At 60.4% G+C, this 25768-nt stretch carries 22 protein-coding genes and 2 pseudogenes; 20 read left to right on the top strand and 4 right to left on the bottom strand.

The window, feature by feature from the left end; genetic code table 11:
- The first annotated feature begins 1 nt into the window (after position 1).
- From K289_RS0107875 to K289_RS0107790, 17 genes are all read left to right on the top strand, one after another.
- Complete coding sequence (locus tag K289_RS0107875) at positions 2-781, top strand: ABC transporter ATP-binding protein (protein ID WP_027550992.1); 780 nt, start codon at positions 2-4, stop codon at positions 779-781.
- A 3-nt stretch (positions 782-784) separates the two neighbouring features.
- A complete protein-coding gene (locus K289_RS0107870; RefSeq protein WP_027550991.1) occupies positions 785-1888 on the top strand; it encodes an MlaD family protein in 1104 nt (367 codons plus the stop codon).
- 792 nt (positions 1889-2680) lie between these two features.
- The gene (locus tag K289_RS0107860; RefSeq protein ID WP_027550990.1) at positions 2681-3733 is read left to right on the top strand and encodes an NAD(P)-dependent alcohol dehydrogenase; all 1053 of its coding nucleotides are present in this window, start codon (positions 2681-2683) and stop codon (positions 3731-3733) included.
- Between the two features lie 1727 nt (positions 3734-5460).
- On the top strand, positions 5461-7131 hold the full coding sequence (locus tag K289_RS0107855; protein WP_027550989.1) for an aromatic/alkene/methane monooxygenase hydroxylase/oxygenase subunit alpha: 1671 nt from the start codon (positions 5461-5463) through the stop codon (positions 7129-7131).
- An 84-nt stretch (positions 7132-7215) separates the two neighbouring features.
- Positions 7216-8256 (top strand): 2Fe-2S iron-sulfur cluster-binding protein, encoded by a 1041-nt coding sequence (locus tag K289_RS0107850; protein WP_027550988.1) that lies wholly within the window; start codon positions 7216-7218, stop codon positions 8254-8256.
- A gap of 60 nt (positions 8257-8316) precedes the next feature.
- Positions 8317-9387 carry an aromatic/alkene monooxygenase hydroxylase subunit beta gene (locus tag K289_RS0107845; protein ID WP_027550987.1) on the top strand — a complete coding sequence of 357 codons (1071 nt, stop codon included), beginning with the start codon at positions 8317-8319 and terminating at the stop codon, positions 9385-9387.
- A 6-nt stretch (positions 9388-9393) separates the two neighbouring features.
- On the top strand, positions 9394-9765 hold the full coding sequence (locus K289_RS0107840) for an MmoB/DmpM family protein (RefSeq protein WP_027550986.1): 372 nt from the start codon (positions 9394-9396) through the stop codon (positions 9763-9765).
- 108 nt (positions 9766-9873) lie between these two features.
- Positions 9874-10896, top strand: a complete 1023-nt coding sequence (locus K289_RS0107835) for an amidohydrolase family protein (protein ID WP_027550985.1) — start codon at positions 9874-9876, stop codon at positions 10894-10896.
- A gap of 5 nt (positions 10897-10901) precedes the next feature.
- A complete protein-coding gene (locus tag K289_RS0107830; RefSeq protein ID WP_027550984.1) occupies positions 10902-11738 on the top strand; it encodes a metal-sulfur cluster assembly factor in 837 nt (278 codons plus the stop codon).
- A gap of 85 nt (positions 11739-11823) precedes the next feature.
- Positions 11824-13455 (top strand): molecular chaperone GroEL, encoded by a 1632-nt coding sequence (locus K289_RS0107825; RefSeq protein WP_027550983.1) that lies wholly within the window; start codon positions 11824-11826, stop codon positions 13453-13455.
- A gap of 149 nt (positions 13456-13604) precedes the next feature.
- Positions 13605-14285 (top strand): MIP family channel protein, encoded by a 681-nt coding sequence (locus K289_RS0107820; RefSeq protein WP_027550982.1) that lies wholly within the window; start codon positions 13605-13607, stop codon positions 14283-14285.
- A 133-nt stretch (positions 14286-14418) separates the two neighbouring features.
- Positions 14419-14913, top strand: coding sequence for a hypothetical protein (locus K289_RS0107815; protein WP_027550981.1), 495 nt, complete (start codon positions 14419-14421; stop codon positions 14911-14913).
- A gap of 118 nt (positions 14914-15031) precedes the next feature.
- Entirely contained in the window at positions 15032-17080 is a 2049-nt protein-coding gene (locus tag K289_RS0107810) for a sigma-54-dependent Fis family transcriptional regulator (protein WP_245283863.1), read from the top strand.
- A 14-nt stretch (positions 17081-17094) separates the two neighbouring features.
- On the top strand, positions 17095-17541 hold the full coding sequence (locus K289_RS0107805) for a hypothetical protein (protein WP_027550979.1): 447 nt from the start codon (positions 17095-17097) through the stop codon (positions 17539-17541).
- On the top strand, positions 17538-17846 hold the full coding sequence (locus tag K289_RS0107800) for a hypothetical protein (RefSeq protein ID WP_027550978.1): 309 nt from the start codon (positions 17538-17540) through the stop codon (positions 17844-17846). The genes K289_RS0107805 and K289_RS0107800 overlap by 4 nt, the downstream gene beginning before the upstream one ends.
- 24 nt (positions 17847-17870) lie before the next feature.
- Positions 17871-18986, top strand: coding sequence for a WD40 repeat domain-containing protein (locus K289_RS0107795; protein WP_027550977.1), 1116 nt, complete (start codon positions 17871-17873; stop codon positions 18984-18986).
- 53 nt (positions 18987-19039) lie between these two features.
- Complete coding sequence (locus K289_RS0107790) at positions 19040-19222, top strand: hypothetical protein (RefSeq protein ID WP_027550976.1); 183 nt, start codon at positions 19040-19042, stop codon at positions 19220-19222.
- Between the two features lie 172 nt (positions 19223-19394).
- Here K289_RS0107790 and K289_RS44065 read toward each other — a convergent pair whose 3' ends face one another.
- Entirely contained in the window at positions 19395-20303 is a 909-nt protein-coding gene (locus tag K289_RS44065) for a class I SAM-dependent methyltransferase (protein ID WP_245283862.1), read from the bottom strand.
- A 369-nt stretch (positions 20304-20672) separates the two neighbouring features.
- On the opposite strand from K289_RS44065, the gene K289_RS0107780 reads away from it, so the two are divergent.
- Complete coding sequence (locus K289_RS0107780; RefSeq protein WP_027550975.1) at positions 20673-21656, top strand: VOC family protein; 984 nt, start codon at positions 20673-20675, stop codon at positions 21654-21656.
- Positions 21657-22173: 517 nt separating this feature from the next.
- On the opposite strand, the gene K289_RS44060 is transcribed toward K289_RS0107780, so the two are convergent.
- A complete protein-coding gene (locus K289_RS44060; protein WP_156917858.1) occupies positions 22174-22509 on the bottom strand; it encodes a hypothetical protein in 336 nt (111 codons plus the stop codon).
- A 377-nt stretch (positions 22510-22886) separates the two neighbouring features.
- Between K289_RS44060 and K289_RS52200 the strand changes: the two are divergent.
- Positions 22887-23121 (top strand): annotated as a pseudogene (locus K289_RS52200) (hypothetical protein).
- An 83-nt stretch (positions 23122-23204) separates the two neighbouring features.
- On the opposite strand, the gene K289_RS0107765 reads toward K289_RS52200, so the two are convergent.
- Positions 23205-23390, bottom strand: a complete 186-nt coding sequence (locus K289_RS0107765; protein ID WP_156917856.1) for a PRC-barrel domain containing protein — start codon at positions 23388-23390, stop codon at positions 23205-23207.
- A gap of 67 nt (positions 23391-23457) precedes the next feature.
- Entirely contained in the window at positions 23458-23700 is a 243-nt protein-coding gene (locus K289_RS0107760; protein WP_051310520.1) for a hypothetical protein, read from the bottom strand.
- Positions 23701-25308: 1608 nt separating this feature from the next.
- Between K289_RS0107760 and K289_RS0107745 the strand changes: the two are divergent.
- A pseudogene (locus K289_RS0107745) lies at positions 25309-25683 on the top strand (efflux RND transporter permease subunit); the annotation flags it as partial.
- Positions 25684-25768: the final 85 nt, after the last annotated feature.

Raw genomic sequence — 25768 nt, 5'->3', positions numbered from 1 at the left:
GATGTCGGGATTGGCACAGGAGCTGGCGATCAGCGTCCGCGACCTCGTTGTGGGGTTCGGCCGTCAGATTGTGCTCGACCACCTCTCGCTTGACGTCCGCCGTGGGGAAATCCTTGGCCTGGTCGGTGCGTCCGGCGGCGGCAAGTCGGTCTTGATGCGGACCATCATCGGCCTCGTCCCGCGGCGAAGCGGAACCATCGAAGTCATGGGCCAGCCGATGGGTAGTGTGCATGACCGCAGCAGGCAGGGGGCGGCCGGAAAATGGGGCATCCTGTTCCAGCAGGGCGCGCTGTTCTCCTCGCTGACGGTCCGGCAGAACGTCCAGTTTCCGCTGCGCGAAAACCTCGTGCTGCCCCAGGAGCTGATGGACGAGATCGCGATCGCCAAGCTCGAGATGGTTGGGCTGCGGGCGGAGGACGCCGACAAATATCCGTCGGAGCTCTCCGGCGGCATGACCAAGCGCGTGGCATTGGCGCGCGCCCTCGCGCTCGATCCGCCGATCCTGTTCCTGGACGAGCCGACCTCCGGCCTCGATCCGATCGCCGCCGGTGATTTCGACGCCCTGATCAAGACCTTGCAGAAGACCCTAGGCCTCACCGTGTTCATGGTGACCCATGATCTCGCGAGCTTGACCACCGTTTGCGACCGCGTCGCCGCGCTCGCTGACGGCAAGATCGTGGCGATCGGTCTGATGCGCGAACTTCTTCAATCCGAGCATCCCTGGGTGCGGGCCTATTTCCACGGCAAGCGCTCCCGGATGCTGCAACCTCACATGAGATGAGACATGGAAACCCGCGCTCCCTACGTACTGATCGGCGCCTTCGTGATGGCCGCAGTTCTCGCGGTCTTCGGCTTCGTCTATTGGCTGAACAATACGGGCGGCATCGGGCCGCGAACGAGCTATCGCGTGCAGTTTCAGGGACCGGTGCCGGGGCTCCTGGTCGGCGCCGGCGTGCTGTTCAACGGCATCCGCGTTGGCGAGGTGACCGAGCTTGGTCTCGCGCAGGACAACCCGCGTTTCGTCAACGCGACGATTTCGGTCGCGTCCGCGACCCCCGTGCGCACCGACACCAGGGTCGGGCTCGATTTCCAGGGGTTGACCGGCGTGCCGGTGGTGGCTTTGGAGGGCGGTACGATCGCCGCCAAATCGGACGTGCCCTTAACCTTGATCGCCGAGGCGGGCGCCGGCCAGAGCATGACGCAGGCGGCGCGCGATGCGCTGCGGCGGGTTGATTCCGTGCTGGTGGACAACGCCGGTCCACTCAAGGATACGATCGCCAATTTCAAGACGTTCTCGGACGGGCTTGCGCGCAACACCGGCAAGCTCGACGGCATCGTTGCCGGACTTGAGAAGATGACGGGCGGCGGAACGCCAGTGCCGAAACTGACCTACGACCTGCGCGCGCCGCAGGATCTCGGGCCGGTCGGCAAGGCTCTTTCTGCCTCATTGGCGATTCCCGAGCCGACCGCGGTTGCGATGCTCCAGACGCAGCGCATGTTGTTCTCGCCGGTTCGGGACAATCCCGGCTTTGCCGAGTTCCTGTGGGCCGACAGCATTCCAAAGCTGGTGCAGGCGCGCCTGATCGACAGCTTCGAGAACCTCGACATCGCTCACGCTCCGTTGCGCACGACCGACCTCGGCCAGGCGGATTATCAGCTCCTGATCGATATCAGGCGCTTCCGCATCGCCACGGAAGGCGAGCCGCGCGTCGAGATCGGAATGTCGGCGAGGATCGTCGACAAGAGCGGCAAGGCGATCGCTTCACGTCTCGTGGAAGCGAGCGAGAAGCTCGACAAGATCGAGCCATCTGCCGCAGTCGCGGCATTCGACGCTGCCTTCTCCCGCATCGCAAAGGAGCTGATCGGTTGGACGGTGCAGGCGGTCTAACTCTTAATCAGCGGGTCCCAAGTTCGAGCCCTGTGCGCCCACCAAATCAATGATTTAGCCAGAAAAATCGTTTGAGCATCTGATTTTTCAAACGGTCATTTTGAGGCGATGGATTTTCGCTCCAAGGTTGCCTTCAGAGTCGTCCGCGAGCACCGCAACCGGTAATGCGATTTGTCCAGTGATGGATTGGAGCGAGAGTTTAATATTCTCAATCGGTTAGACGGCGGCGTGTGCACGACGTGTGCACCGGGAGATCAAGAAAAATCCATAGAGGGCAAGCTGAGGAGTGCCGGGCCCAGACGTAGTCTGCAGAGATCGAGTTCTGTCTCCAACCAGAAGTTTTTCTTTGTGAGATCTTCGTAGTCGCTGTGCTTTTGAGTCTTTCAACTGTATCGGCGCAAGCCGGCCTGCGGCATTGCATTGGCCTTTCAGCTATCGCCAATAGAGACCTTCCCAGCTTGAGATTGGTGGCCATTCAATAGGTGACGATCGGACCATAAGACGCTTGCCCAGATGCGTACCGGCAATGACTCGTTAGCCGCGCACAAACTTCAATTTGCCGATCAACTCAATGTGGTCAAACCGCATCAAGATCATCTCCCGAACATCCTGAGCCACCAGCCGAGACTCATTCGTTGAAGCGCCTGCGATCTTCGATTGCTACATCGACGCGCGGCTTGCCGACGGTTGAAACGGTCGTTTGCGCTGCAATAACAAATCCGCTGGCACGAAAAATGCTGAGCCGCCTCGGCGATGGCGAGCGCGAAGTTCGCTGGGCAGATGGAGGACAACATGAGAGCCCAAGTATTGAGAGCGTATGACGAAAAGCTGTCCAACGACCAGTGGGTCCGCGAGGAGAAAGTGCCGGATCCCAAGCTGACCAAATCGACGGATGTCATCGTCCGTATCGGCGGCGCTGGCGTTTGTAGGACCGATCTTCACATCATCGAAGGCGTCTGGAAGCCGCATATGGATCCGACCGGCGACAAGCTGCTACCCATCATCATGGGACACGAAAATGCAGGGTGGATCGAAGAGGTTGGCAAGGAAGTCGAGGGCCTGAAGAAAGGCGATCCTGTAATCGTTCATCCGAAGATCACCGGCGGCACGTGTCTCGCCTGTCGCCGTGGCTTCGACATGCACGGTCCCGGCACTTTTCCGGGGCTCGATTGCAACGGCGGCTATGCAGAATTCCTTTGCACCTCCGAACGCAATCTCGTGCCGCTGCCCCGGACGCTCGCTCCGAAGGATGTGGCGCCGTACGCGGATGCGGGCCTCACGGCCTATCGCGCGATCAAGAAGGCCACGCGTCATCTTCTGCCAGGCGAATCCTGCGTCGTTATCGGAGCGGGCGGGTTGGGCCACATCGGAATCCAGTGCCTCAAGGCGATGTGTGCGGCCGACGTTATCGTGGTCGACAAGTCCGAAGCGTCGCTGAAATTGGCCGAAAAGTCCGGCGCCGATCATCTGGTGAAAGCCGACGGCAACGAAGTGGCAGCAGTGCTGGCTCTGACCGCCGGAAACGGCGCGGAAGCGGTGATCGATTTCGTCGGCGAGAAGGGCACGACATCCAAAGGTCTGGCGATGACCCGTCCGATGGGCAGCTATTACGTTGTCGGCTATGGTGAGGACATCCGTGTTCCGACCGTCGACATGGTGATTACCGAGAAAAACATCATCGGAAATCTGGTCGGCACATGGGCCGAGCTAACGGAGTTGATGGCACTCGCGGATCGAGGCTTGGTCGAACTCGCGACCGCCGAATATCGACTGGCGGATGCAAACAAGGCGTTGCACGATCTCAACGCCGGCAAGATTCATGGACGTGCTGTTTTAATTCCTTGATTCAGAACCCACGTCATCCATCGCGAGAATGCACTCCTCGCGATGGATTTGACGTCCCTCCGTCTATCCAGGCATCCGCTCAGACTGCTCATGTTGCGGCGCAAACGCTACGGGGCTTGACGAACACCCGCGCGGTTCGCACAAAGTCTCATTTTGCGTCGTCGTCGCAATTTGCAACGCGATCGGTCTCAGGGCGATACCCGCAATCACCCAATGTCGTCCAGCACTGTCTTCTGCTGCTCAGAAGATGATCCGGAAGAGGCCCTCGAACGATCTGGCACAGCTGTTGCACACCTCCTGTGTTGGTACTCGCCGGCGAAGCACACCGATACGGCCAAGAACGAGCCGCTTCGCCCTTAGGCGCACATCAGAGGCAAACTCTTGCGCCTGGCGTCCGTATCCGCCGCGAGACATTGCAAGCCACCGCCATCGCCGACCCCGCACTTCTCGTGTGGTCGCGGTGCTGTGTGGAAGCTCGGAGAATTCAACTGTTATCGACAGGAGGCCAGAATGTGCAAGAGCTCCAAGAATCCTCACCACGGTTCAGCGAGTTGCTGCGCCGTCTGCGGCGGAAAGTTTGGGCTTATCCGTTACTACTGCTGGCGAACGGCGCTTTGCTCGAGGAAGTGCGTCGACCGGTTCAGGGTGCGCATGGAGGCCGACCATAGATGGCTCTGCTGGTTGCGAGCCGCTTAGGTGTTCAACCACGACGTGGTGGCATTGTAATGCTTCGCATTGGGAGACGCCACATGAGGTTTATCCTGGTGAACGGCAGGACCCCATGTCAGAAGACATTCTGCATGCTTTGCTGTGAGCCAATTCACGCAAGCTATCTGAGAGAGTTCAGCACCGGACTGCCCTTTTGCGATCATGATTGTTACGCCCTCTATTCCGGTCGTTGGATGTTGAGAGTTGGGCAATCAAGGCCCTCAGCTGGCGTGGAAGACTATCGCTAGTGCGAGCGGGCGAACCATGAGCCAGCTCGCAACGCGCGGCCGCCGGCATAAGCGAAAGAACGCTGATTGCAAACTGCGGCCAAGTGATCGCTCTAGCTGGTGATCCGGGATGTGCCGGCGAATGTCAGGGCCGGTTTCGATCTGCAGCTATCGCCGACAAGTGCTTGCTGGCCGGCAGAGAGCGGGCCTCTGTCTCTCTCGACGCGCGGCATCGATCAACAGCGAACAAAGAAATTTCAGCGTCCAAGCGGCCGATCGATATTGCGACGCAAACGTTGCGATGCAAAATCGACGCCTATGCGCGTCGCTGAGATTCTCATTTTGCAATTCGTGTCGCAAATTGCATCTCAGTCAGTTGCGACCCAGGCACTGTGACGGCTCTTCCTTCGCTCATTTCCCCACTTACCCAATCAGAAATCACTTGGCGGGACCCAAGACGCGCTGGCACGCCCATTGCAAAGCTCTTGGACACAACAAGTCGACTGCTCCGTCTGGGGCGAGCCGCGAAAAGAACGAGGGAAGGGGATGCTCAGCTGAAGGCGCGCTTCATGGGACAACTGCGATCGGGGGCCGCCTGGTCCGAAGATCGTCCCTGGTCATCACCGGAGCGCTCCACGGTCATCCTAAGACCCTTGCCGATATCAAACGTCCGGTCGTGCGAACGGCCGCGAGGTGGCCCGTAACGCACGGGTAAGCACTGCCCGGCCCGTCGAGGTCCTGGGCAGGCGGAATATCGAAGTGGTCTCTGACCCGATCAGGAGGATAGACTAGATGTCTGGAACTTTAACACTCAACAAGATCACCGCCCAGCGCGGCATTTCCGTCGGCGAAGCTGCAAAGAAGATTGCGGATCTCGGGTGGAATCCTTCCTACGTGCAGGAGGCGATGACCTTCCCCACGGACTACAAAATCACGAAGGCGCCGAAGGATCCGATGAAGCAGGTCCTTCGCTCCTACTTCCCGATGCAGGAAGAAAAGGACAACCGCGTCTATGGCGCGCTCGATGCTGCCCTGCGCGGTGACATGTTCCGCAACGTCGAGCCGCGCTGGGTCGAGTGGATGAAGCTCTTCCTGGCGATCATCCCGTTCCCTGAGATATCCGCTGCGCGGTCCATGGCCATGGTCGGGCGCCTTGCTCCCGGCGAAGATCTGCGCACCGGCTTCACCATGCAGATGGTCGACGAGTTCCGTCACTCGACAATCCAGATGAACCTGAAGAAATGGTACATGGAGAACTACATCGACCCGGCCGGGTTCGACATCACGGAGGAGGCGTTCGGGAAATGCTACGCCACCACCATCGGCCGCCAGTTCGGTGAAGGATTCATCACCGGCGACGCGATCACGTCGGCGAACGTTTACCTGACCGTGGTCGCCGAGACCGCGTTCACGAACACGCTCTTCGTCGCCATGCCGTCGGAAGCGGCCCGCAACGGGGACTATGCGCTACCGACGGTTTTCCTCTCGGTTCAGTCGGACGAGAGCCGCCACATCGGCAACGGCCACTCGATGCTGATGTCGATGCTGAAGGAGCCGGAGAACCATCTGCTGCTCGAGCGCGACATGCGCTATGCGTTCTGGCAGAACCACGCCATCGTCGACGCGGCGATCGGGACGTTCATCGAGTATGGGACCACCAACCGCGACAAGAACAAGGAATCCTACGCGGAGATGTGGCACCGCTGGATCTTCGAGGACTACTATCGGACCTACATGCTGCCGCTCGAAAAGTACGGCATCAAGATCCATCATGACGACGTGCAGACCGCCTGGAAACGCCTCACCGAAAAGCACTACGTCCACAAGGTCGCGCAGTTCTTCGCGGTCGGCTGGTCGGCGAACTTCTGGCGCATCGAGGCCCAGACCGACAAGGACTTCGAGTGGTTCGAGCACAAGTACCCGGGCTGGTATGCTCAGTTCGGCGAGTTCTGGAAGTGGTACGAGAAGCTGTCGCATCGCGGCCAGACCAACATCCTCTTCAACAGCGATGTCGGCTATGTCTATCCGCATCGTTGCTGGTCGTGCCTGGTACCTTGCCTGATCCGCGAGGATATCGTCACCGACGAGATCGACGGCAAGCTCTACACGTTCGCCCATGAGATCGATCGCTGGACGGCGGTCGAAGCTTTCGCCGGCGAATATCAGGGGCGTCCGACCCCGGCGATGGGCCGGTTCAGCGGCCGTCGCGAGTGGGAAAGCGTCTATCACAATGTGGATATCGCCGACGCCATCAAGGATCTGGGCTTCGTGCGTACGGACGGCAAGACCCTGGTCGCTCAGCCGCACCTGCGCTTCGACGAGAAAGAGATGTGGACGCTCGACGATGTCCGCGGCCACATTCTCAAGAGCCCGCTGCTCACCCTGCGGGAGATGAGCCCGGCCGACCGAGAGGCGCATCTCGCCGACTATCGCAAGGGATTCACCATCAATCCCTGCAACTAAGCGAGACGGAAGGAGCCGGCGCCGGCTGGCTCCTTCCCTGTCGATCACCGGAAATTTCGCAAGCTTTGGTTTGAGGAGGCCCCTATGGGCGCGCCCGCTAATGTCGTTCGCCTGCAACCGGTAGGCATAGAATTCGAGGTCGAGGAGAACGAAACCGTTCTCGACGCCGCGTTCCGCCAGGGCATCGCGTTGCCGCACGGTTGCAAGGAGGGACAGTGCTCGGCGTGCAAATGCGTGCTCACCGGCGGTGATGTGGAGCTGAAGAAATATTCGACCTTCGCCCTCAACGAAATGGAGCGCGGTCAGGATTATATCCTGCTGTGCCGAACCTTGGCCTACTCGGATCTTGAGGTGGAGCTCCTCAACTACGACGAGGAGGTGCTCTCGAAGTCGATCCCCGTCAAGGACTTCACGGGCACGGTGACGAGCGTCTCCGCGCTGACCCACGACATTCGGCGGCTCGAAATCTCGCTGGAGCAACCTCTGAAGTTCTGGGCGGGTCAATATGTCGACATCACGCTCTCGGGGGCAGAGACGATTACGCGCTCGTTTTCCATGGCAAATTCGCCGAGCGAAAGCCAAAAACTCGCATTCATCATCAAGAAGTACCCGAACGGACGCTTCTCCTCCCGGCTCGACGGAGATCTCGCTGCCGGAACCAGGGTTGGGATCAAGGGACCTTACGGCACCTGCTTCAGACGAGAAAACAAAACCGGAGCCATGATCCTGGTTGGCGGCGGATCGGGGATGTCGCCGCTGTGGTCGATCCTGCACGATCACCTCAACTCCGGCGAGGTGCGCCCCGTACATTTCTTCTACGGGGCCCGCACGCAGAACGACCTGTTCTATCTCGAGCGCCTTGCCGGGCTGTCCGAGAAGCATCCGGAGTTCAGGTTCGTGCCGGTACTTTCTCATGCGGTGGACGACGCGACTTGGCACGGCGAAAAGGGCTTCGTGCACGAGGCGGTTGGAGCACATCTGCGCAGCTCGGGCTATGGCGAGGACGTCGACGTTTATGCCTGCGGACCATCGCCGATGATCGAGGCGCTGACGCCAGTTTTGCAGATGAATGATGTCGAATCGGAGCGCGTCTTCTTCGACAAGTTCACACCGGCCACCAACTGAAGCGTTCTGTCCGAGTGTCGACCTAGCGAGTGTAAAGCCACAAATGGGAGGAGAGAGACTATGACTGCCGTTCCAAGTGTTTCAGTCGGATCCGGCGCAGCCGGTGCTGCAATATTCCCCGACTCGGACAGCCGCAAGTACCGGTATTTCGAGCCACGTAGCAAGCGGGCCACGCACTACGAGGACGTGACCGTTGACGTGCAGCCTGATCCGGAGCGCTATCTGCTGCAAGACTGGATCATTTCTTTCCCGAACGGGAAGGGCGCCTATACCAAGGACAACACGGCGGCGCTGAGCTCGAACTGGCATGCCTTCCGTGCTCCGGATCAGGAATGGGAGCGCACGCATTACCAGCGCCAGTCCAAGATCGAGGCAATGGTTCAGGCGGTGATCGCCAATGGCCGCAAGTCAGGTGCACCGAAGTCGTTCGACAAAGCATGGATCAAGATCCTGCAGAATCATCTCGGAGCGTGGAAGCACGCCGAGTTTGGGCTTGGCACGTCACTGATGCAGGCCCAGCGCTACGGCTATACCCAGATGATCAACAACGCGACGCTGACAAACTCGTCCTACAAGCTTCGCCTGGCCCAGGATATCACGCTCTATCTCGCCGAGATCGGAATGGACATTCAGGGCTTCGACGATGCGGCGGGCAAGCGCGTCTGGCTCGAAGACAAGGGATGGCAAGGTACCCGGGAAGCGATCGAATCGATCATGGGTTCGCCGGACTATCTCGAGCAGTACTTCGCCACCAACATCGTGTTCGAACCGCTCGTCGGCGAGCTGTTCCGCAGTGGTTTCCTCATGCAGACGGCCTCGTCGAACGGCGACTTCATCACGCCGCCCGTCATCTCGGCGGCGGAGGCCGATTATGAGCGCAATCTCGCGAACACGATCGACCTGATGCATCTTCTGGTCACCGACAATCAGCACGCAGCTCACAACAAGAAGCTGTTCCAGGGCTGGGTGAACAAGCACGTGGCGCTCGCCAACAAGGCGGCCGCAGGCCTGCAGCCGATCTGGTCGCAGCCGCACTCAAAGCCGGTGCAGTACGCCGATGCCCGCGCGCAGTCGGTCGAACGCATCAAGAAGATTCTCGGCGAACTCGGCCTCACCTTTCCCAAGGAGTAAATTGCAATGTCCGTTGCTTCCAGATCTGCCACCAACCAGAACATCTTCCAGAAGATGGGAGACCTTCGTTTCGAACAGACGATCTCCCATCAGTGCGGTGTGACCATGAACGACAGCGTTGAAGCGCGCGCCATCGCCGAATTCATGGGAAAGAAGCCAAACGTGACCGTGACCTATCAGCCGGCCCTGATCCGCATCGACGGCGAAGGCAAGCTGATCTTCAAGATGGACGAGATCAGCGAGATTCTCGGCAAGGAAATGACCGCCGAGATCTTTGAGGTCAACACGTCGACCCACTACGGCCGAATGGTCCGCATCGACGATAATACGGTGACGCTGTTCGGCAATATGGACGAGGTCTTCGAATATATCGAGTGAACCTTTCTCCCGAGACTGGGTGGGGCCGCGTGCAGCTCCACCATTTTCTCGCGCGCTCGGTCGTTCCCGACATCGATGGAAAAGCACCTATAAACCTTGGAGACTTTCATGTTTATAACTCCCACTGGCGAGGAAGTGTTCGTCATCGACGGTCACACCCATTTCTGGGACGGTAGCCCGGCGAACCAGCTCAACATCCACGGCAAGCAGTTCATTGATTGCTTCTACGCGTACCACACGTCGCTCAGTCCGAAGGACAAGCTTTGGCCCAAGGAGCAGTTCGAAAAATACAGCGCCGAGCAGATGTATCGCGATCTGTTCGTCGATGGCCCGGACGACATGGCCATCGTGCAGTCGACCTATTTGACGGAATTCTACAAGAACGGCTTCAACACCATCGACCGCAACGCCGAGATGGCAAAGAAGTGCAAGGATCGCTTCATCGTCAATGGCGCGTTTGATCCGCGCGATGGCGAGCGGGCGCTTGAATACATTCACTACATGAAGGAGACGTTCGGCATCAAGGGCGTCAAGCTCTATACGGCGGAGTGGAAGGGTGACTCGCGCGGCTGGAAGCTAACGGATCCCAACGCCTATCGCTGCTTCGAGCTCTGCGAGAAGCTCGGAATCAAGAACATTCATGTCCACAAGGGGCCGACCATCATCCCGCTGGACAAGGATGCGTTTGATGTCCACGACGTGGATCACGCGGCCACCGACTTCCAGGGCCTCAATTTCATCATCGAGCATTGCGGGCTGCCGCGGCTTGACGATTTCTGTTGGATCGCGGTGCAGGAGACCAACGTCTATGGTGGACTGGCGGTGGCGCTGCCGTTCATCCATGGACGCCCGCGGTATTTCGCCGAAGTCATCTCCGAACTCTTGTTCTGGGTCGGCGAAGACAAGCTTCTCTTCGGCAGTGACTACGCTATCTGGACGCCCCGCTGGCTGGTCGAAAAGTTCTGGAACTTCGAGCTGCCCGAGGATCTGAAGCAGGAGCACGGCGTCGATCTCACCCCGCAGGCCAAGAAGAAGATTCTGGGTCTTAACGCCGCGCGCCTTTATGGCGTCGACGTCGAAGCCCAGAAGGCGAAGCTTGCGAAAAAAGCTCACGCGGTCGCAGCGGAGTGATGAGGATGGGCGAGGTCCTCCAACATCGTGACCGAAAAGCAGGCGAGGTGTGGGCACGCCTCGCCACAGTCACGGATCCCGAGCTAGACGAGTCCGTGACCGACCTTGGGTTTGTCGAACTCGTCACCGTGCATGAAGATGGCGGAGTCGACATCGTCTTTCGCTTACCGACCTTCTGGTGTGCGGCCAACTTCGCATTCCTCATGGCCGACGACATGCGTCAGGCGGTGTCAGCGCTGCCGTGGGTCCGTCAGGCGCGACCGGAGCTCCGGGATCATATGGTCGCTCGGGAGATCAACCAGGGCGTCAGCGAGGGGAAGTCATTCGCCGACGCGCTCAAGGAGTTTGCACCTGGAGGCTCTCTTGACGACTTGCGCGAGAAGTTTCGCCGGAAGGCGTTCGAGCGGCGGCAGGAGTTCATGATCCTGGCGTTGCGCGGCCTTGGTTACGAGGATCCGGCGATCTGCCGGATGACCCTGGGCACCTACGACGGGGTCGACTTCGGGCCGGGAGACGTTTCGCGCCAGAAACTGCGTTATCGTGAGCTTCTGGTTCAGCGGCATCTCGCCCATCTCCCCGACGATCGCGCTTTCGTCACTTACGAGGGCGACACCATCAGACGTCATGAGCTGACCCCGTATCTGCAGCGGCTGCGGGGGGTGCGGATCAACATGGAGTTCAACAGTTCATTGTGCAGGGGTCTTCTTGCAGCCCGTTATCGCGAGGTCGGCGGGATCAGTACAGCGCGGACATCCGCATGCGGGACTTGTGGCAGTGGCTGTTCGGTGCGGACCATCGGGCCGCATGGGGCTGCCGAACAACATACCGTCGCGCCCGCATGAGGCGCGCCTGCAAGTGCCGAAAAAAGGAGCGGTCAGCAAGTCCGCCCGACCAGACAAACAATAGACCACGTGGGAGTGAAACGCGATGCCAAAAGTTCTGTTGCATGACATAGAAGCCCGTCGCGCTCTTGCGCGCGGAGTCCAGAAGCTTGCCGCTGCCGTCGAATCGACGCTCGGTCCCAAAGGCATGAACGCGATGGTCGATAGGCCGATCGGTACGCCTATCGTGTCACGAGATGGCGTTACGATCGCGTCGGAAATCGAACTGCCGGATCGCTTCGAGAACATGGGCGCGCAGGTGGTGCGCGAGGTCTCAATGCAGACCAACGCAGTCGCCGGCGACGGTACGACAACAGCGATGGTCCTTGCGAATGGTCTTATTCAGAGAGGCGTTGCTGCCTTGGAGCGCGGCGCAAAGCCCGTAGATCTCTGCAAAGGTATTGACCGAGCCGTCGAGGTCGTGGTCGAGACCCTGAAGAGTTCGGCAATCGCCGTATCGGACCGCAAGACGTTGCAGGCGGTGGCGACGATTGCGTCGACTGACGCCCATCTGGGTGGTCTGATCGCCGAGGCGGTGGAGCGCGTTGGCAAGGACGGCATCATCAGTTCCGAGTACGGGTTGACGACCAGCACGACGCTCGAGGTCGTTGAAGGCATGTCGTTCGACCGCGGCTACATTTCCCATCACATGGTGACGGACGTCGAGAAGATGGAAGTGGTGCTGGACCAGCCCTATATTCTTCTGACCGACCTGAAGATCAAATCGCCGAGCGAGCTGTCCGCGGTGCGCACGTCGGTTGCCACGACCGGGCGGCCGCTGGTGATCGTCGCTGAAGAGATTGCGCCCGAAGTCGTCGTCACACTGCTTGGCGATGGCAACCGCGGCAAGATATTGGTGGTCAATCCGCCCGACTATGGCCACTGGCGCAAGGCGATGATGGACGATCTCGCCATTATGACCGGCGGTCGTGTGATCGCCCGCGAGCTTGGCGGGAGGCTGGAAGAGGCGAGCCTTGCCGATCTCGGCACGGCCCGCCAGGTTCGGGCCAGTGCGCGCGAAACGGTGATCATTCGTGGCGGTGGCGACGATGCGGCGATCGCGGCGCGGCGCCAGCAGGTGGCCAAACAATACGACCTGGCACCACCGAATATCGAGCAAGACAAGCTCAAGGAGCGGCTCGCGAAGCTCTCAGGCGGGACAGCCGTGATTTTTGCCGGCGGTGTCACACCCGTGGAGCAGAAACGGACGATCCAGTTGATCGACGATGCGCTCAGTGCGGCGCGTGCCGCAGCCGAGGAGGGCATCGTGCCGGGAGGCGGCACGGCATTGGCGCAGTGCGCGCCGGTGGTCGCCCGCACGCTCGGCAACATCAATGGCGACCTGGGCGAGGGCATTAAGCTGGTGCGCGAGACGCTGTCCCGTCCCGCCGCGTTCATTGCTCGGAACGCGGGCCACGATGCGGAAAAGGTCGTGGCCGACTTGCAGGGCGCGCCGGCGGGTGTCGGCTTCGACGCCGCCAACGGCAAGTTCCTCGACATGGTCTCGGCGGGCATCGTCGACCCGGTCCGCGTGACCTATACGGCGCTTCGGAACGCGGCTTCTGTCGCCACGCTGGTGCTGACCACCAATACATTGGTTGCAGACGTGCCGGAGTACGTCGATCCGACACAGGGACCGGCGCTGGGCGGCGGAGCAGAGAAGCTTGGGCGCGCATGAGGCACGTCTACGCGGTACGTATTCCGCCGCGCCGGATTCGGCGCGCGGGATACCGCGGACAGATACTCGGATCAATCGCAAACCTGACCGAGCGGAGAGGGGCGGATCAACCGCCTCGGCATCGAGACCATCACCAAGGAGGGGAAGTCATGCGTAAGTATGTTGCGGAATTCATCGGCACGTTCGCGCTCGTGTTCTTCGGCTGCGCGACCGTGATCTTCATGCGATCCGAAGTCGGGCTACTGGGCGTCGCGTTCGCATTCGGCCTGTCGGTGGTCGCGATGGCCTATTCGATCGGGCATATCTCCGGCGCACACCTCAACCCGGCCGTCAGCCTAGGCGTGCTCGTGGCCGGCCGGATGGGGCCGCGGGATTTCGGCGGCTACATCGTCGCGCAGTTCATTGGCGCAATCGCGGCTGCAGCGGTGCTGTATCTGATCGCGGAAGGCAAGGTCGGCGGCTATGACGTCGCAGCGAACGGCTTCGCCCAGAACGGTTGGGGACAATATGGCGTGCTCTCCGCGTTCGTGTTCGAGGCCGCTGCGACGTTTCTGTTCCTGACTGTGATCCTGGGTGCAACGCAAAAAGGCGCGGCATCGGTCTACGCGGGTTTGGTGATCGGCCTCACCCTGGTGGCGATCCATCTCGCTGGCATCGCTGTATCGGGCGCCTCGGTCAATCCGGCGCGCTCGTTCGGCCCAGCACTGTTCGCCGGCCCCGATGCGTTGTCGCAGGTGTGGCTATATTTCGTGGCGCCGTGCATCGGGGCCGCACTGTCCGGTTACGTGTTCAAGGCCGGCGTGACGAGCGAGATGGTGGCGACAGCTTGAGCTCCGCGTTCGAGTGATTGGACGGTGACAATGATCTAGAACGAGCTACAATCTTAGGAGCTCCGGCATGCGCCGAAGGAGGCGGTACAACAAGCCTTCACGGCCATCCGATTGACCGGGGAAGGAGGAGACCGTGGTCGACATCATTTCAAAGCGCGACGGGCCGTACCGCGAACAGGCCGCAGCGAAGGACTTCATTCAAAAGAACCGCACGAAGATCGATGCGCTCGCCAATCATCTGAGCGGTGGGCGCTGGCAGGAGTTGCGCAATCCCACGCCTCCTCCGCAGCCCCAGCCATCGGGCAAGTTGTGGTACACGCCGCCGAGCCGTCCGAGAGAGGCGGAACCCTATGTGCGGATCAGCCTCAACGGCCGCGTCGTGATCGTAGATCTCGGGTCGGGGCGGCAACTCTATTTTGTCGGCGAACTGCGTGGAGGGGGCCAATCGCGATACTTCGCCCTGGCGACGCGCGAGAACGGGATGTTCGATCCGCTGGATGAGGAAATCCGGAAAGTCCTCGCCGATCTTGAGGGCGTGAGCGTGCCCGACGAGACGTCTGAGCAGAGCCTGGAACAAGTCATTGCAGGCCGTCTCGGCTTGGATGCCGTCGTCAAAAGCGCCGAATGATCTCCGTGAGCCGGGCCTGTGGGGATGACGATCCCGGTCAGGTCCGGTTCAGGTCGTTTCTGCCGATCGGGTTGTTTGCCAACTTAGGTATGGTGCTCCAATGCTGACGGAAACGCTCATGGCTAAGCCGCCGTTCTCCCTGGAAGGCTACAGAATTCCGGACGCCACGGATGCGGAGCAGGGACAGCCATATGATGAACGAGAGACCAATAGGGCCTGGGAAGACTTTCTGACGTTTGGCGACCTCAGGCGTGAGAACGCGCTTGTGCGAGGCGTCATCGAGAAATCATGGCAGCGCAGCATCAACTCCGGTGTCAATGCGCATTGCAAGGGCAGCAATCTCGTGGCCTCGCCGGACGATCTCTATGAGCTGCGTCTGAAGAACGACGACTTACTAGGTTCGAGCGCACAGACTTTCCGCCGCGTCGCGGAAGTGCTCGGCGACGCCGCGACCATGCTGGTTATCACCGACAGGAACGGCGTTGTGCTCGACGTGGGCGGCGATCAGCGGACGATTGATGCAGGGCACGATATTCGTCTCGAGGTCGGCGCCGCCTGGGGTGAGACGGTGACCGGCACCAACGGCATCGGCACTGCGCTCGTCACGGGAAAACCGGTCCATGTCCATGCAGCCGAGCATTTTTCCGAAGGCATCAAGGCCTGGACTTGCGTCGGTAGCCCCATTCGCAGCCCCATCGACGGCAGCATCATTGGCATCATTGATTTTTCTGGACCTCAGGCGATCTTTCACCGGCACAACGTCGCACTGGCGGTGATTGCGGCCAATCACATCGAGCTTGCGCTCTCGGAAAAGGTCCGCCTTGAAAGAATACGGCTGCTCGAGGCCAGCATTTCTCGAATGCCAGGGATGGGCAGCGCGGACGGTGTGGTTATCTTGGATCGTTTCGGTCGGGTCGTTCATCACAACGACATGGCGTCGGTTCGCTGGCGGCGGATCGCGCAGTCTCGCGACTTGACCATCGGAACTCAACTTCTTCCGAGCAACGAAGGCCTGCTGGGCAAAGAGCTGGCCAGCGGGTTGCCCGACGAATTGCGCGACCAGCGGATCGAGCCGCTGTTGGTCGACGGGGTTGTGAAGGGAGCGATGCTCGTGCTTGCATCGAGGCCACGGATAAGTTCCGCTGCGCCTCAGGTGTCGCCGGCAACTCGTGCAGCCATCATGTCGGCCAAGGAAGCGATCGTCGGATGTAGCGACGCATTGCAGGATGCGGTCGAGAAGGTTGAGCGGGCGGCACTTGGTCGGACAGCTATCCTGCTTGAGGGTGAGACCGGGGTTGGCAAAGAACTGTTTGCTCGTCTCGTTCACGCCGCCAGCCAGAAGACCGGCAAAGAGCCTTTCGTCGCCTTCAATTGTGGTGCGGTCTCGAAAGAGCTTCTCGGTGGCGAACTGTTCGGACACGCGCCGGGCGCCTATACCGGCGCCACACGAGAAGGAAAGCCAGGCCGCTTCGAATTTGCCAATGGCGGCGTGCTCAGCCTCGACGAGATCGGGGAGATGCCGCTGGATCTGCAGCCGTACTTGCTCCGCGTGCTGGAAGAGCGTGCGGTGTACCGCCTCGGCGACAACAAGCCGCGTCCAGTGGACGTTCGGCTCGTGGCGTCGACCAATCGGAATCTGAAGCAGGAAGTAGCGGAAGGACGTTTCCGTAAGGACTTGTATTTCCGGATCGGCGTTGTCAAGATCACCATCCCGCCGCTCCGCGAGCGCCTGGGCGATGTCGAGATTCTGATCGATCATTTCAACCGACAGTTCGCGGAGATCTATAGCACCGAACCGCTACGTTTCGAGGCAGCCGCAATGGAGATATTGCGGCGCTATAGCTGGCCGGGGAACGTTCGCGAACTGCGCAATCTGATCGAGAACCTCGTGCTGATGACGCTCACTGGTGTGGTTACGCCCAGGGAGTTGCCCGAGGATTTCCTGGAAGCAGCGCCGGCTCAGCCGAGTCCGGGTGCCTTGCAGACAGGGCGCGACACCACGGGACCAGAAGGCGAAGAGATTGCACGCTTCGACGATATGGAGCGTCGTGCCATCGAAAGGGCCGTCGCAAACGCAGGCGGCAACATTGCAGCCGCGGCCGAGAAGCTGGGCCTTTCGCGTGCCACTCTGTATCGCAAATTGCATCAGTATCGTTCACGGACCTGAGGGCAGGATCGGGCATGGCGACGGTCTGGGACGGACGAAAGGGGACAGAGGAGCCTGCCGCTGCGGCGCTCGCGTCGGAGATCCTTTCGCGCGCGGACCGCGACGTCACCTTCATGGTGCACCTGGTTGGCGAAAGCCAAAATCTGCTGGTTAGGCATTTCGTAGTGTTCATCGAGACCGAACTCGCGAAGCGCGGCATCAGCTATGGCGCGCATCCGCTATTGCGTCCTTTCATCGAAACGCATGCGCGCGAACTGACGGATTTTGTTTTGAAGGGAATTGGTTTGCGGCATCAGTTCGGTCTGCAGGCGCTTGAGATTATGGCTGGCGATCCATCGCGGTTGCTGAGGGTTGATCTATGGGACTCGCTGGAATCTCACATCAATGACGCGCAGCGCCAATTTGTATCGGGCGTGGGTGGCCTGCAGCGGATCCTGGTCCAGATCGAGACTGATACATGAGGATCGCTCCCCTGACTGTTGTCGAAATGCTGACCCAGCGGCTGCAGATCGTTCAGGAGATATCGGCCGCCCAATCGCGCAATCTGCTCAACCGTCAGCTTAGCGGCGGTGCCGAATTCGATATTCAGGGCACCGAGCAAGAGATTGCAGCCTCCGGCTGTTCGCGTGAGCTCGTCAGGACCCTCGCGGATGCGCGCGAGCGCTTACGAAAGGCAAATGCCGAAATGGCGGAATGCGACGCTCATTGCGCCGCGCTGGAGCAGCGCCTTGAAGAACTAGACAGGTGTATTGCCGCTAGTAGATGAGACGATCCGAACGTGAGGCGACCGATGGATACGATGGAAGCAGAGATCGCGACGCTCTATGAATTGCTTGGGCGGCATTGGACGGTGGGTACGGCCGTTACAAATACGGCCTTCGATCCTGCGGGACAGGGAGTTGCGTTCGCGCTCGCCGATGGAGCGTTGGCGATAGCTCCGTTAACTGACGTCGAGCCGGCGCAAGATCGCTGTCGCGCGGCGCTCGACGACGGCCGGACGACGATTTCACCGCGACGGAAACCAGTGCCGCCATTGACGAAGGTGATAATCAGCGATGCCCCGCTTCACCTCGCTCCGCTCGGGGCCTCGGATTTCGTCGCCAGTGATCACGGCCGGCTGCTTCGTGTGTCGGCGTCCGGCGTCACACGGGTGGTCTCGAGCAACGGGGCGCCTATCGATGTGATTGCCCCGGTATCGGCGGGGGGCATCCTGACAGCTTCCGGCGGGTCAATCATATTTTACGATTCCAATGGTGAAATGGCCTGGCTGCAGGAGCGGGTCGGAGGGCATACGTCGGCAATGGCTGTATCGCCGGATGGCCGGCGCTTTGCGATTGGAGCCGACGGCCGTCTGCTCGTCCGTAGCTTTGGGCCACGACCCGAGCCCTCCGCCTCATTTGAGTTGGGCTCAGTCTCAGCCTTGTCGTGGAGCCCAGATGGGAGCTGGTTGGCTGCGTCAGTCGGGAAAACAGGCATTGTTTTGGCGCGTCTTGCCGATGCGCGGATCGTTCGTATTCCGACCTATCCCGCAACCGTTGCATCTCTTTCGTGGAGCGCGGACTCCCGCGTCCTCGTTACGAGCGGAGCCTATCGGATGATCGCATGGGACGTTTCAAGCCTGGACGACGGAAGCGATCAGCCGAAGAACCTTGCCACGGGTCGGGCCCGGTTCGTCCTCGTCGAGACGGTGGATATTCACCCAGAGCGTGGCCTGGTTGCGGCTGGTTACGCCGACGGCATGGTCGCGGTCGCGAGGATCGGACAATCCGATGAATTGGTCGTCAGGTCGCCTGGTCGAGGTGCCGTCCACACCCTGCGTTGGTCTAGCGACGGTCAGCATCTTGCATTCGGAACGAGCGAAGGGGAGGCGGCGATCGTGACGTTTCCTCCGTACATTTTCAAATAGTTGACCCGGTGCCACGCCAGAGACCTTTGCCAGCATCATCAGGAGACAAAGTCATGACAGCCACTCGATCGCTCAACGAAGCCGAAAGCAAGGATCAATTCTTTCAGGAGTTGGCGGAACTCTCGGAGCGCATGATCGTTGCGCACGGAAAGGAATTTTCGATGGGCGCTTTGGTGCTGGCCGCGAGGTTCATCGCTGAAAATAAGCCCTTCGAGCGAAGCGCAGCAACGCAGTGATGCGCGCTTCGTTCTGCGCTTCAATGTCCTGTTTGGCGGCTTCCGGTCATCCAATTTGATCCGGTCGTTCACACTCTGTTGAGAGTTGGACCATCCGTGCCGACGCTAGACCCAGATCCATCTCGTTAGCGCGTTCGTGCTCGGCATTGAGCTTCCTGGCTCGCCGCCATCTTTATTGTAGTTGAATAGCAGCGTATTCGGGCGAATGATGGCCTGAGCTCAAACTCCTCGCGACGCAGCGCTGAGGACAAAAGCGCGAAATTCCCCTCCTGGAAGCAAGAATCAACGCTGGCCAGCACTGTCCGTACAAGCAACGATATCGCGCGGCGATTTTCGACCCGCTTCTTGCGGTGGAATAAACACCGCCAAGTATCCGCCGTCGCCTGCGAGCTGATGCGTGGCGATCTCGCCATAGCCAACGGCGGACAGTTCGCAGCGCAACAATCGGCGTGCCGTGCCTTGACGTGGGACGCTCGAAATCGACAATTCCGATCCGTGCGCCCGGCTTAAAAGCGGGCGCGAGATCATAGAGAAGGGCATAGGGTTGGGCTATCTCGTGGTACATGTGCCCGAGGATAGCGGCGTCCAGCGAGGACTTGGGCAGGCGGGGGTCGTGTGGTTCGCCCATCGCGAATATGACGTTTGTCAGTCTCAGTCGCGCCGTTCGCCTGCGGAGCTCGATGAGGTACTCTCGCGTGACGTCCTGGGCGACGACGGAGCCGCTGGGAGCGACGAGGTATGAGAGGCGGACCGTGTAGTAGCCGCTGCCGGCACCGATATCGCCGACCGTCATGCCTGGTTTCAGCTCAAGAAGACGTGCGACCTCACCGGCCTCATTCAGGGAGTCGCGGTGCTCCTCGGCGGACCGACTGAGGCTGGCGATCGGCGCAACCGGACGTCTGGGTGAGGGAAATTCCTTTGCAGGAATTCCCGGCGCGGTCAGATAACTAATGCCAGCGGCGAAGGCGCGAGCTGTGCCCAGCGCCACGACAAACGTCACTGCGCAGACCAGCGTGATTGTGGGGCCGCCAAGTATGAGGCACGGCCGTTCAATTTGCGACAGACGTGGGCCCAGAGTCATCTTTCCCACCGCGCGCCGCTAGATTGGGAACGATCTCGGCAACCATAGCCAATAGATCGGTTTGCTGCGATCCTGTATTTCCGAAGAAGCGGCAACGCCCGCTGGTGCGGATTTGTAAACCCGCGAACGCGGGTGAGCGCATTTGCCTACTGGAGCATAACTCGCGGCAGCTTCTGGCACTAAGCGAAACTCCGACTACAGCGCGTTTGAGTATGCTTGGCAGCGTGAATTTACGATGTTCGCTATTCCAGACGGTCGCGACCGCGCGGGATTTGGATGTCGGTTGACGAGCGAACGCCCCAATACTTCGATTGCAATGGCGGTCGGCGCCTCTTACGCTTGTCGAGCAAAGAACCGGGGAGATAGACCATGGAAATCCAGGCTTTCGGTTATCTCGGTGTCGGCGCGTCAAACCTCGATGATTGGGCCGCGTTCGCCACATCAAACGTTGGTATGCAGGCCGTGGACCGCGTCAGCTCAATGCGTGCCTTCCGTATGGACGACCGCAAACAGCGTCTGTTCATCGACCGGACCATTGAGCCGGGCGCTCAGGTCTTCGGCTGGGAAGTCGCCGATGCCGCCGCTCTCGAGTCGCTCGCCGCTCGCCTCGAAGCCGCCGGCGTCGCCGTGAAGCGCGAGCCCGCAGCGCTGGCGGACCAGCGCTGTGTGATGGAGCTGATCTCCTTTCCCGATCCCGCCGGCAATCGTTTGGAAGCCTTTCACGGTGCAGAGGTAGCTGACACGGCCTTTAAGCCTGGCCGCGACATCTCCGGTTTCCGCACCGGCCCACAAGGCATGGGCCACACCCTTCTGACATTCCCAGAGATCGATGCCGCCCTGGGCTTCTACAAGGACCTGCTGGGGTTTCGCGTCAGCGACTTCATGGTTGCCCCACTGAGGGCCTACTTCATGCACGTCAACACACGCCATCACAGCGTGGCTCTGGTGGCCGCGCCAGTGCGCAGCATGCATCACTTGCTCGTTGAGTACTATCAGCTCGACGATGTCGGCCAAGGCTACGATCTGTTGCAAAGCGCGCCGGATCAAATCGTCGCCACACTTGGCCGCCACCCCAACGATCTCATGACGTCGTACTACATGCGCACGCCGTCGAACATTTACGTGGAATGTGGCTGGGGTGGCAGGGAGGTGGACGACGTTACGCCGCCCGTGGAGATGACCAATCTCGGCAGCTTCTGGGGCCATAAGGGCCTGTTCGAAGACATCGGCGCGCCCACCCCACGTGCTGAGACGCGCCGCGCACCTGTTCAGGTGATGGAAGGCAACTACGAACGCATGGCTGGCACCTGTCCGTGGTGGGACGCGATGCGCGGACGCGCTAACGTCGTGTGAGCCTCATTGTCTCAGCCGGGTCAAGATGCGACCTCGCAGGGAGGCAGCTGTTCTTGGCGAAAAGCGGACCACTATTGATCAGCCTCGATCGCGTTGGCTGGAGCTAGCTCAAATTGGCCCATGATGGATTGGAGCGAGAGCTTAAGTGTTTCAGCAAGTTAGGAGGTGTCGTGTGCACGACGTGTGCACCGGGAGATCAAAGGAAATCCGCAGACAGCAAGTTTGAAATGGCCCCAGCATGGTTGAACGTTAGGGGAGCCTCTGCAGGCAAAGATTGAGCAACCAGAACAATGTTTCACCGCTGCCAAAGCGCGGGCTGTTCGGTCGACAGCGCTCAGTTGCGATAACGTCCGATTATCGAAGGCTTGGGCCGCTCTCGGCGCGAAGCGGACATTTCGTGCAAGTGCAAGGTCGCCAACGGGCCAACGGGCGGCATCGGGGGCCGCCGGATGAAAGTGTCATTCAGGCGCCTTCGGCGCTCGAACTCTCGCGTTGCCCGTTCGGCGTCGGCTCCTCGCTACTTCTTCTTCGCCGGTCCGAAATCCGGCTGCCAGGCCGCTTCCTTGCGGCTCGGGGCTGCGGCGATCACCGTGGCTTTTTCCTTCTTCGGCTTCTTCGCTTCGCGATTGCTGCGTTGCTGACCCTTCGCCATGTCACTCTCCTTTGGTGCCTTGAGTTCGTCCGATTGCGGCACGCGTCCGCGCGGGGGGCGGTCGCGCGCGTCCATGTAGCCTTCGCGCTGCGGTTTTCGCGCAAGGCGCAGGGCGACCGCCGCAGCGCTTCGTTCGAGACTGGAGCTGCCGTATTCGTTTGTCCCGCTGACCAGATATGGCACGCGTGTAGCTCTAGTCATTGAGCATGGCGGCTCCGCACACGAGAAGCAGAATAAGCAGCGCAACGATCACTGGAGGCACGATCCGTTCCGAAATGCGAAAACGCGACATCGAACGCGCCTGCGAAGCTTTTGGCGGGAGCGCACGTGTCCCTCAGTCACCGGTCGATGCCGTGGTACGGTGATAGCAGCAAGCCTACGCCTGCATCACGCGCCAATAGCGAGCGTTGAAGCGCCTCGTTTACGAGGGGCGCGCTGAGGCATCGCCACGAGCCAGCACGGTGAGGATAGTGCTGGCTATTGCCGGGCCAAGCGCATGGTCGTCAGAGTTGGCGTCGGTTGCGGCCGCGCGTGCGAAAAGACAGGCGTGCATGACCATCCGCTCGTGACGAGAAACCGTGACGTTCAGGCATCCATACCGTATCCGCGGCAGCGAACGGCTTTTGCCGTAGGCGCCTATGAGGTCGTCACCGACGAGGAGAATATCGCGGGCCTGTCCTTCGCAGCTTTGCGCCGCGTTGCCACCATGATCACCGAGCTGGCGAAGGCGTGCGCGGCTCAACGGAAGTCTGTCGTTCGGATCCTTCGTTAGCGGATGCCCAACGCATGGATGCGAGTGTTCCTAATGACTGACCACACCGTCGATCTCGACAAGCACTGCGGCATGGCCGCGCAGAAGGCGACCGACCGGCGCCGAGCGCTGGCCGGCTGGGCGATCAGCTCTCGATTTGCTTCACCGTCGAGATCGGCCATCGACCCTCATGCCCCGCGATCGAGATGCGGAGCCCATGTTCATCATCGAGGAAGACGCCATCGATTGTGCCAGCCTTGCCGTCGGTCAAGACGGCGGCCTTGCCGACTAACGCTTTCTCGGCCTCGTGCAATTCGCGCAGGACGTTCATGGCTCGTTTGTCGCCCGTGCTCGAGGCGCTCATGGTGCCAACTCCAAACGGGCCGCCGACCGGCGCGTCAAGCGCGGGTGATCTCAACAACCTCGCTGAGCTTGGTTTCGGCGTCGTAGATCTTGACCTGAAGCCGAGGGGATCGGTTCTTCAGCTGTGTGCCAGCTTCCAGGGCGCTGGATTTCGCCGCGAAGGTCGCCTTGACATGACCGTCAACGATTAAGGCATAACCGGTCCTCAGAGGTTCAATCGATGCCTTGGTGGTGCGGGCAGGTGCTGCTGGCGCTGCCAGCCTGCGCTTCTCGCGCATGGGAAAAACTCCGCTTGTCGGGGACTGCTGATCAACTGCCCGCGGTCCCCAAAGGTTCCTGTCACCAGACGCGCGCCAATGCAGAGACGGCGCGCACCCGCGGTCCTGGACTGCAAAACGGTCCGCCCGAAGGCTGCCGGCAAGGCAAAGCGCCGCCAGTGTCGCAAAGCGAACTGAGCGGAAATCGAGACTCGATTAGGCTGCGGACGCTTGGCCATGCAGAGGAACGGCTATTGCGATATGAGACCTATGCACTCGTAGTTGACGCCGCGGGGATCATCGCGCTCGGTGTGTTGATCATCGGACAGCGATCTCGTCGGCGAGGCCGATGGCCGTCCGGATAAACGCAAAGGGGTCGCCATGGGCCGGTCCTTCGATTGATGTTGTAGGTCCGTGTCAGGGTCGCTATGCGGTCGAGCTGCGAGCGCGTTCCAGTTCATCGATGATCTCGACTTGGCGCACAATGTTCCGTTCGCTCTGCGCTATATGGCGCTTCGCCCCGGCGTGCTTCCGGATAAGCCGTAGGTCCATGCGATAAGGATGCCCGAGGGGGAGCTACCGCCTTTGACCTACGTCAACGGGGACCCCCAGCGCCATGCTAGGTTTACTCGTCGGATGGCGGGCTTACGGACTGTCATCCGATATTTTGGAAGTGCAGATACTTAAGCCTTCGTGCCCCGCCTTCGGACGAATTTTCTAAGTACGTTGGGCATGGATACTTGGACCTACCGTTCTTCCCATTGACTCGGAGGCGGGTCTTTTTCTGTTTCGCGATTGAAAGTCAGGCGGATCTGTCCTTCAGGGGCCGGGCATAGGTGCCGCTCTTGAAGCGTAGTTCAGCGCGTACCCATTCAGTCTTCTATTCGGAAAATCGGTGATTCTTCTCAGCTTCTGACTACCAGTTTCCATGTCCCGCCGGGAGCATTTCAACGTTCGTCATTTGACGGGTCCCTCGCAAACCGTAACTTGCCGTCTCCCGCCGATGGTGGCTGCTCATTCTTACGATATGGTCGGGCTGATCGCCACTCAGCGGTGCAGAGAGTCCCCCGATCGCATTCGTCCGCAAGCCTCAGAAGCAGGTCCGCGTTGGCCTTGTCGCTAGAGGCGAGCGCTAGTCTGCGATATCGGATCGCGCGGGCTTTGCTCATGGCATCTCACATCTCGACGCTACCAACTAACGCGCTTTCCTAGATCGAGGCGAGGGCGCCGGACCACTCACGGCGTTCCTTACTTCGGCGGGTGCAAATCGCCCTGAAGCCAGCGGCCAAGGGCCTTCGAATTCAAAGGATCTTCATTGGCGGCAAGGGTCGTAAGCATGTGGTTGCAGACAGCGCACTGATACCTGTGCAAGTCCACGCCTGGGTGCTGTGCCTCGATGCTAACGAGCATCATCGAAGCCTTGCACCTTGGACAGACGGGGCGCGGGAACGGGATCGGTGGAATGGCAGGCGAGGGGCGTTCAGGTTGGGCCATGCTGCCTCCCTACGCTTAGGCGGGAGCGCAACACTCTCAGTCACCGGCAAATGCCAGGATGCGGAACGGTGATAGCGCAAATATGCGCCGCAGCCACCTCAAAAGCGAGTTAATTCGCATCGCAGCAATGGTCGCATTGGGAGGCGCGACCGCGTTCCGACCCTGACCGTCCAGGCCGCCATCGCCGGTGACAAGTTGCCGGAAAGCGTGATTGGGCTGCTCCCGCAAGCAGCAAGTCTGCGCGACGGACTCATTCTGATTGGTCAGATCGATGCCGAACGCACGCTGGGCAAGACGCCCAGGGAGGCCGCGGTAGACGCCAGCAGCTCCCGGTTTCGGCCGATCATGCTGACCGCAATATCAACCGTCCTCGGGATGATCCCGATCGCGCCGACGGTGTTTTGGGGGCCGATGGCCGTCGCGATCATGGGCGGGCTCCTGATCGCGACCGTTCTGACGCTGGTCTTCCTGCCGACCTTGTACGTGACCTGGTTTGGTCAGAAGGGATGAAGGCAGGCGGCCTACAGAATTCCGTCGCTTGAAGGGCGGTTTTCCAGCGAGGGGAATCCTGACCCGCGACTAGGTAATCACCCAA

It is taken from the genome of Bradyrhizobium sp. Cp5.3, assembly GCF_000426265.1.
In the GTDB taxonomy this organism is placed as follows: Bacteria; Pseudomonadota; Alphaproteobacteria; order Rhizobiales; family Xanthobacteraceae; genus Bradyrhizobium; species Bradyrhizobium neotropicale.
The sequence above is the reverse complement of the archived record's forward strand: the minus strand, read 5'-3'. Positions and strand labels throughout refer to the sequence as shown.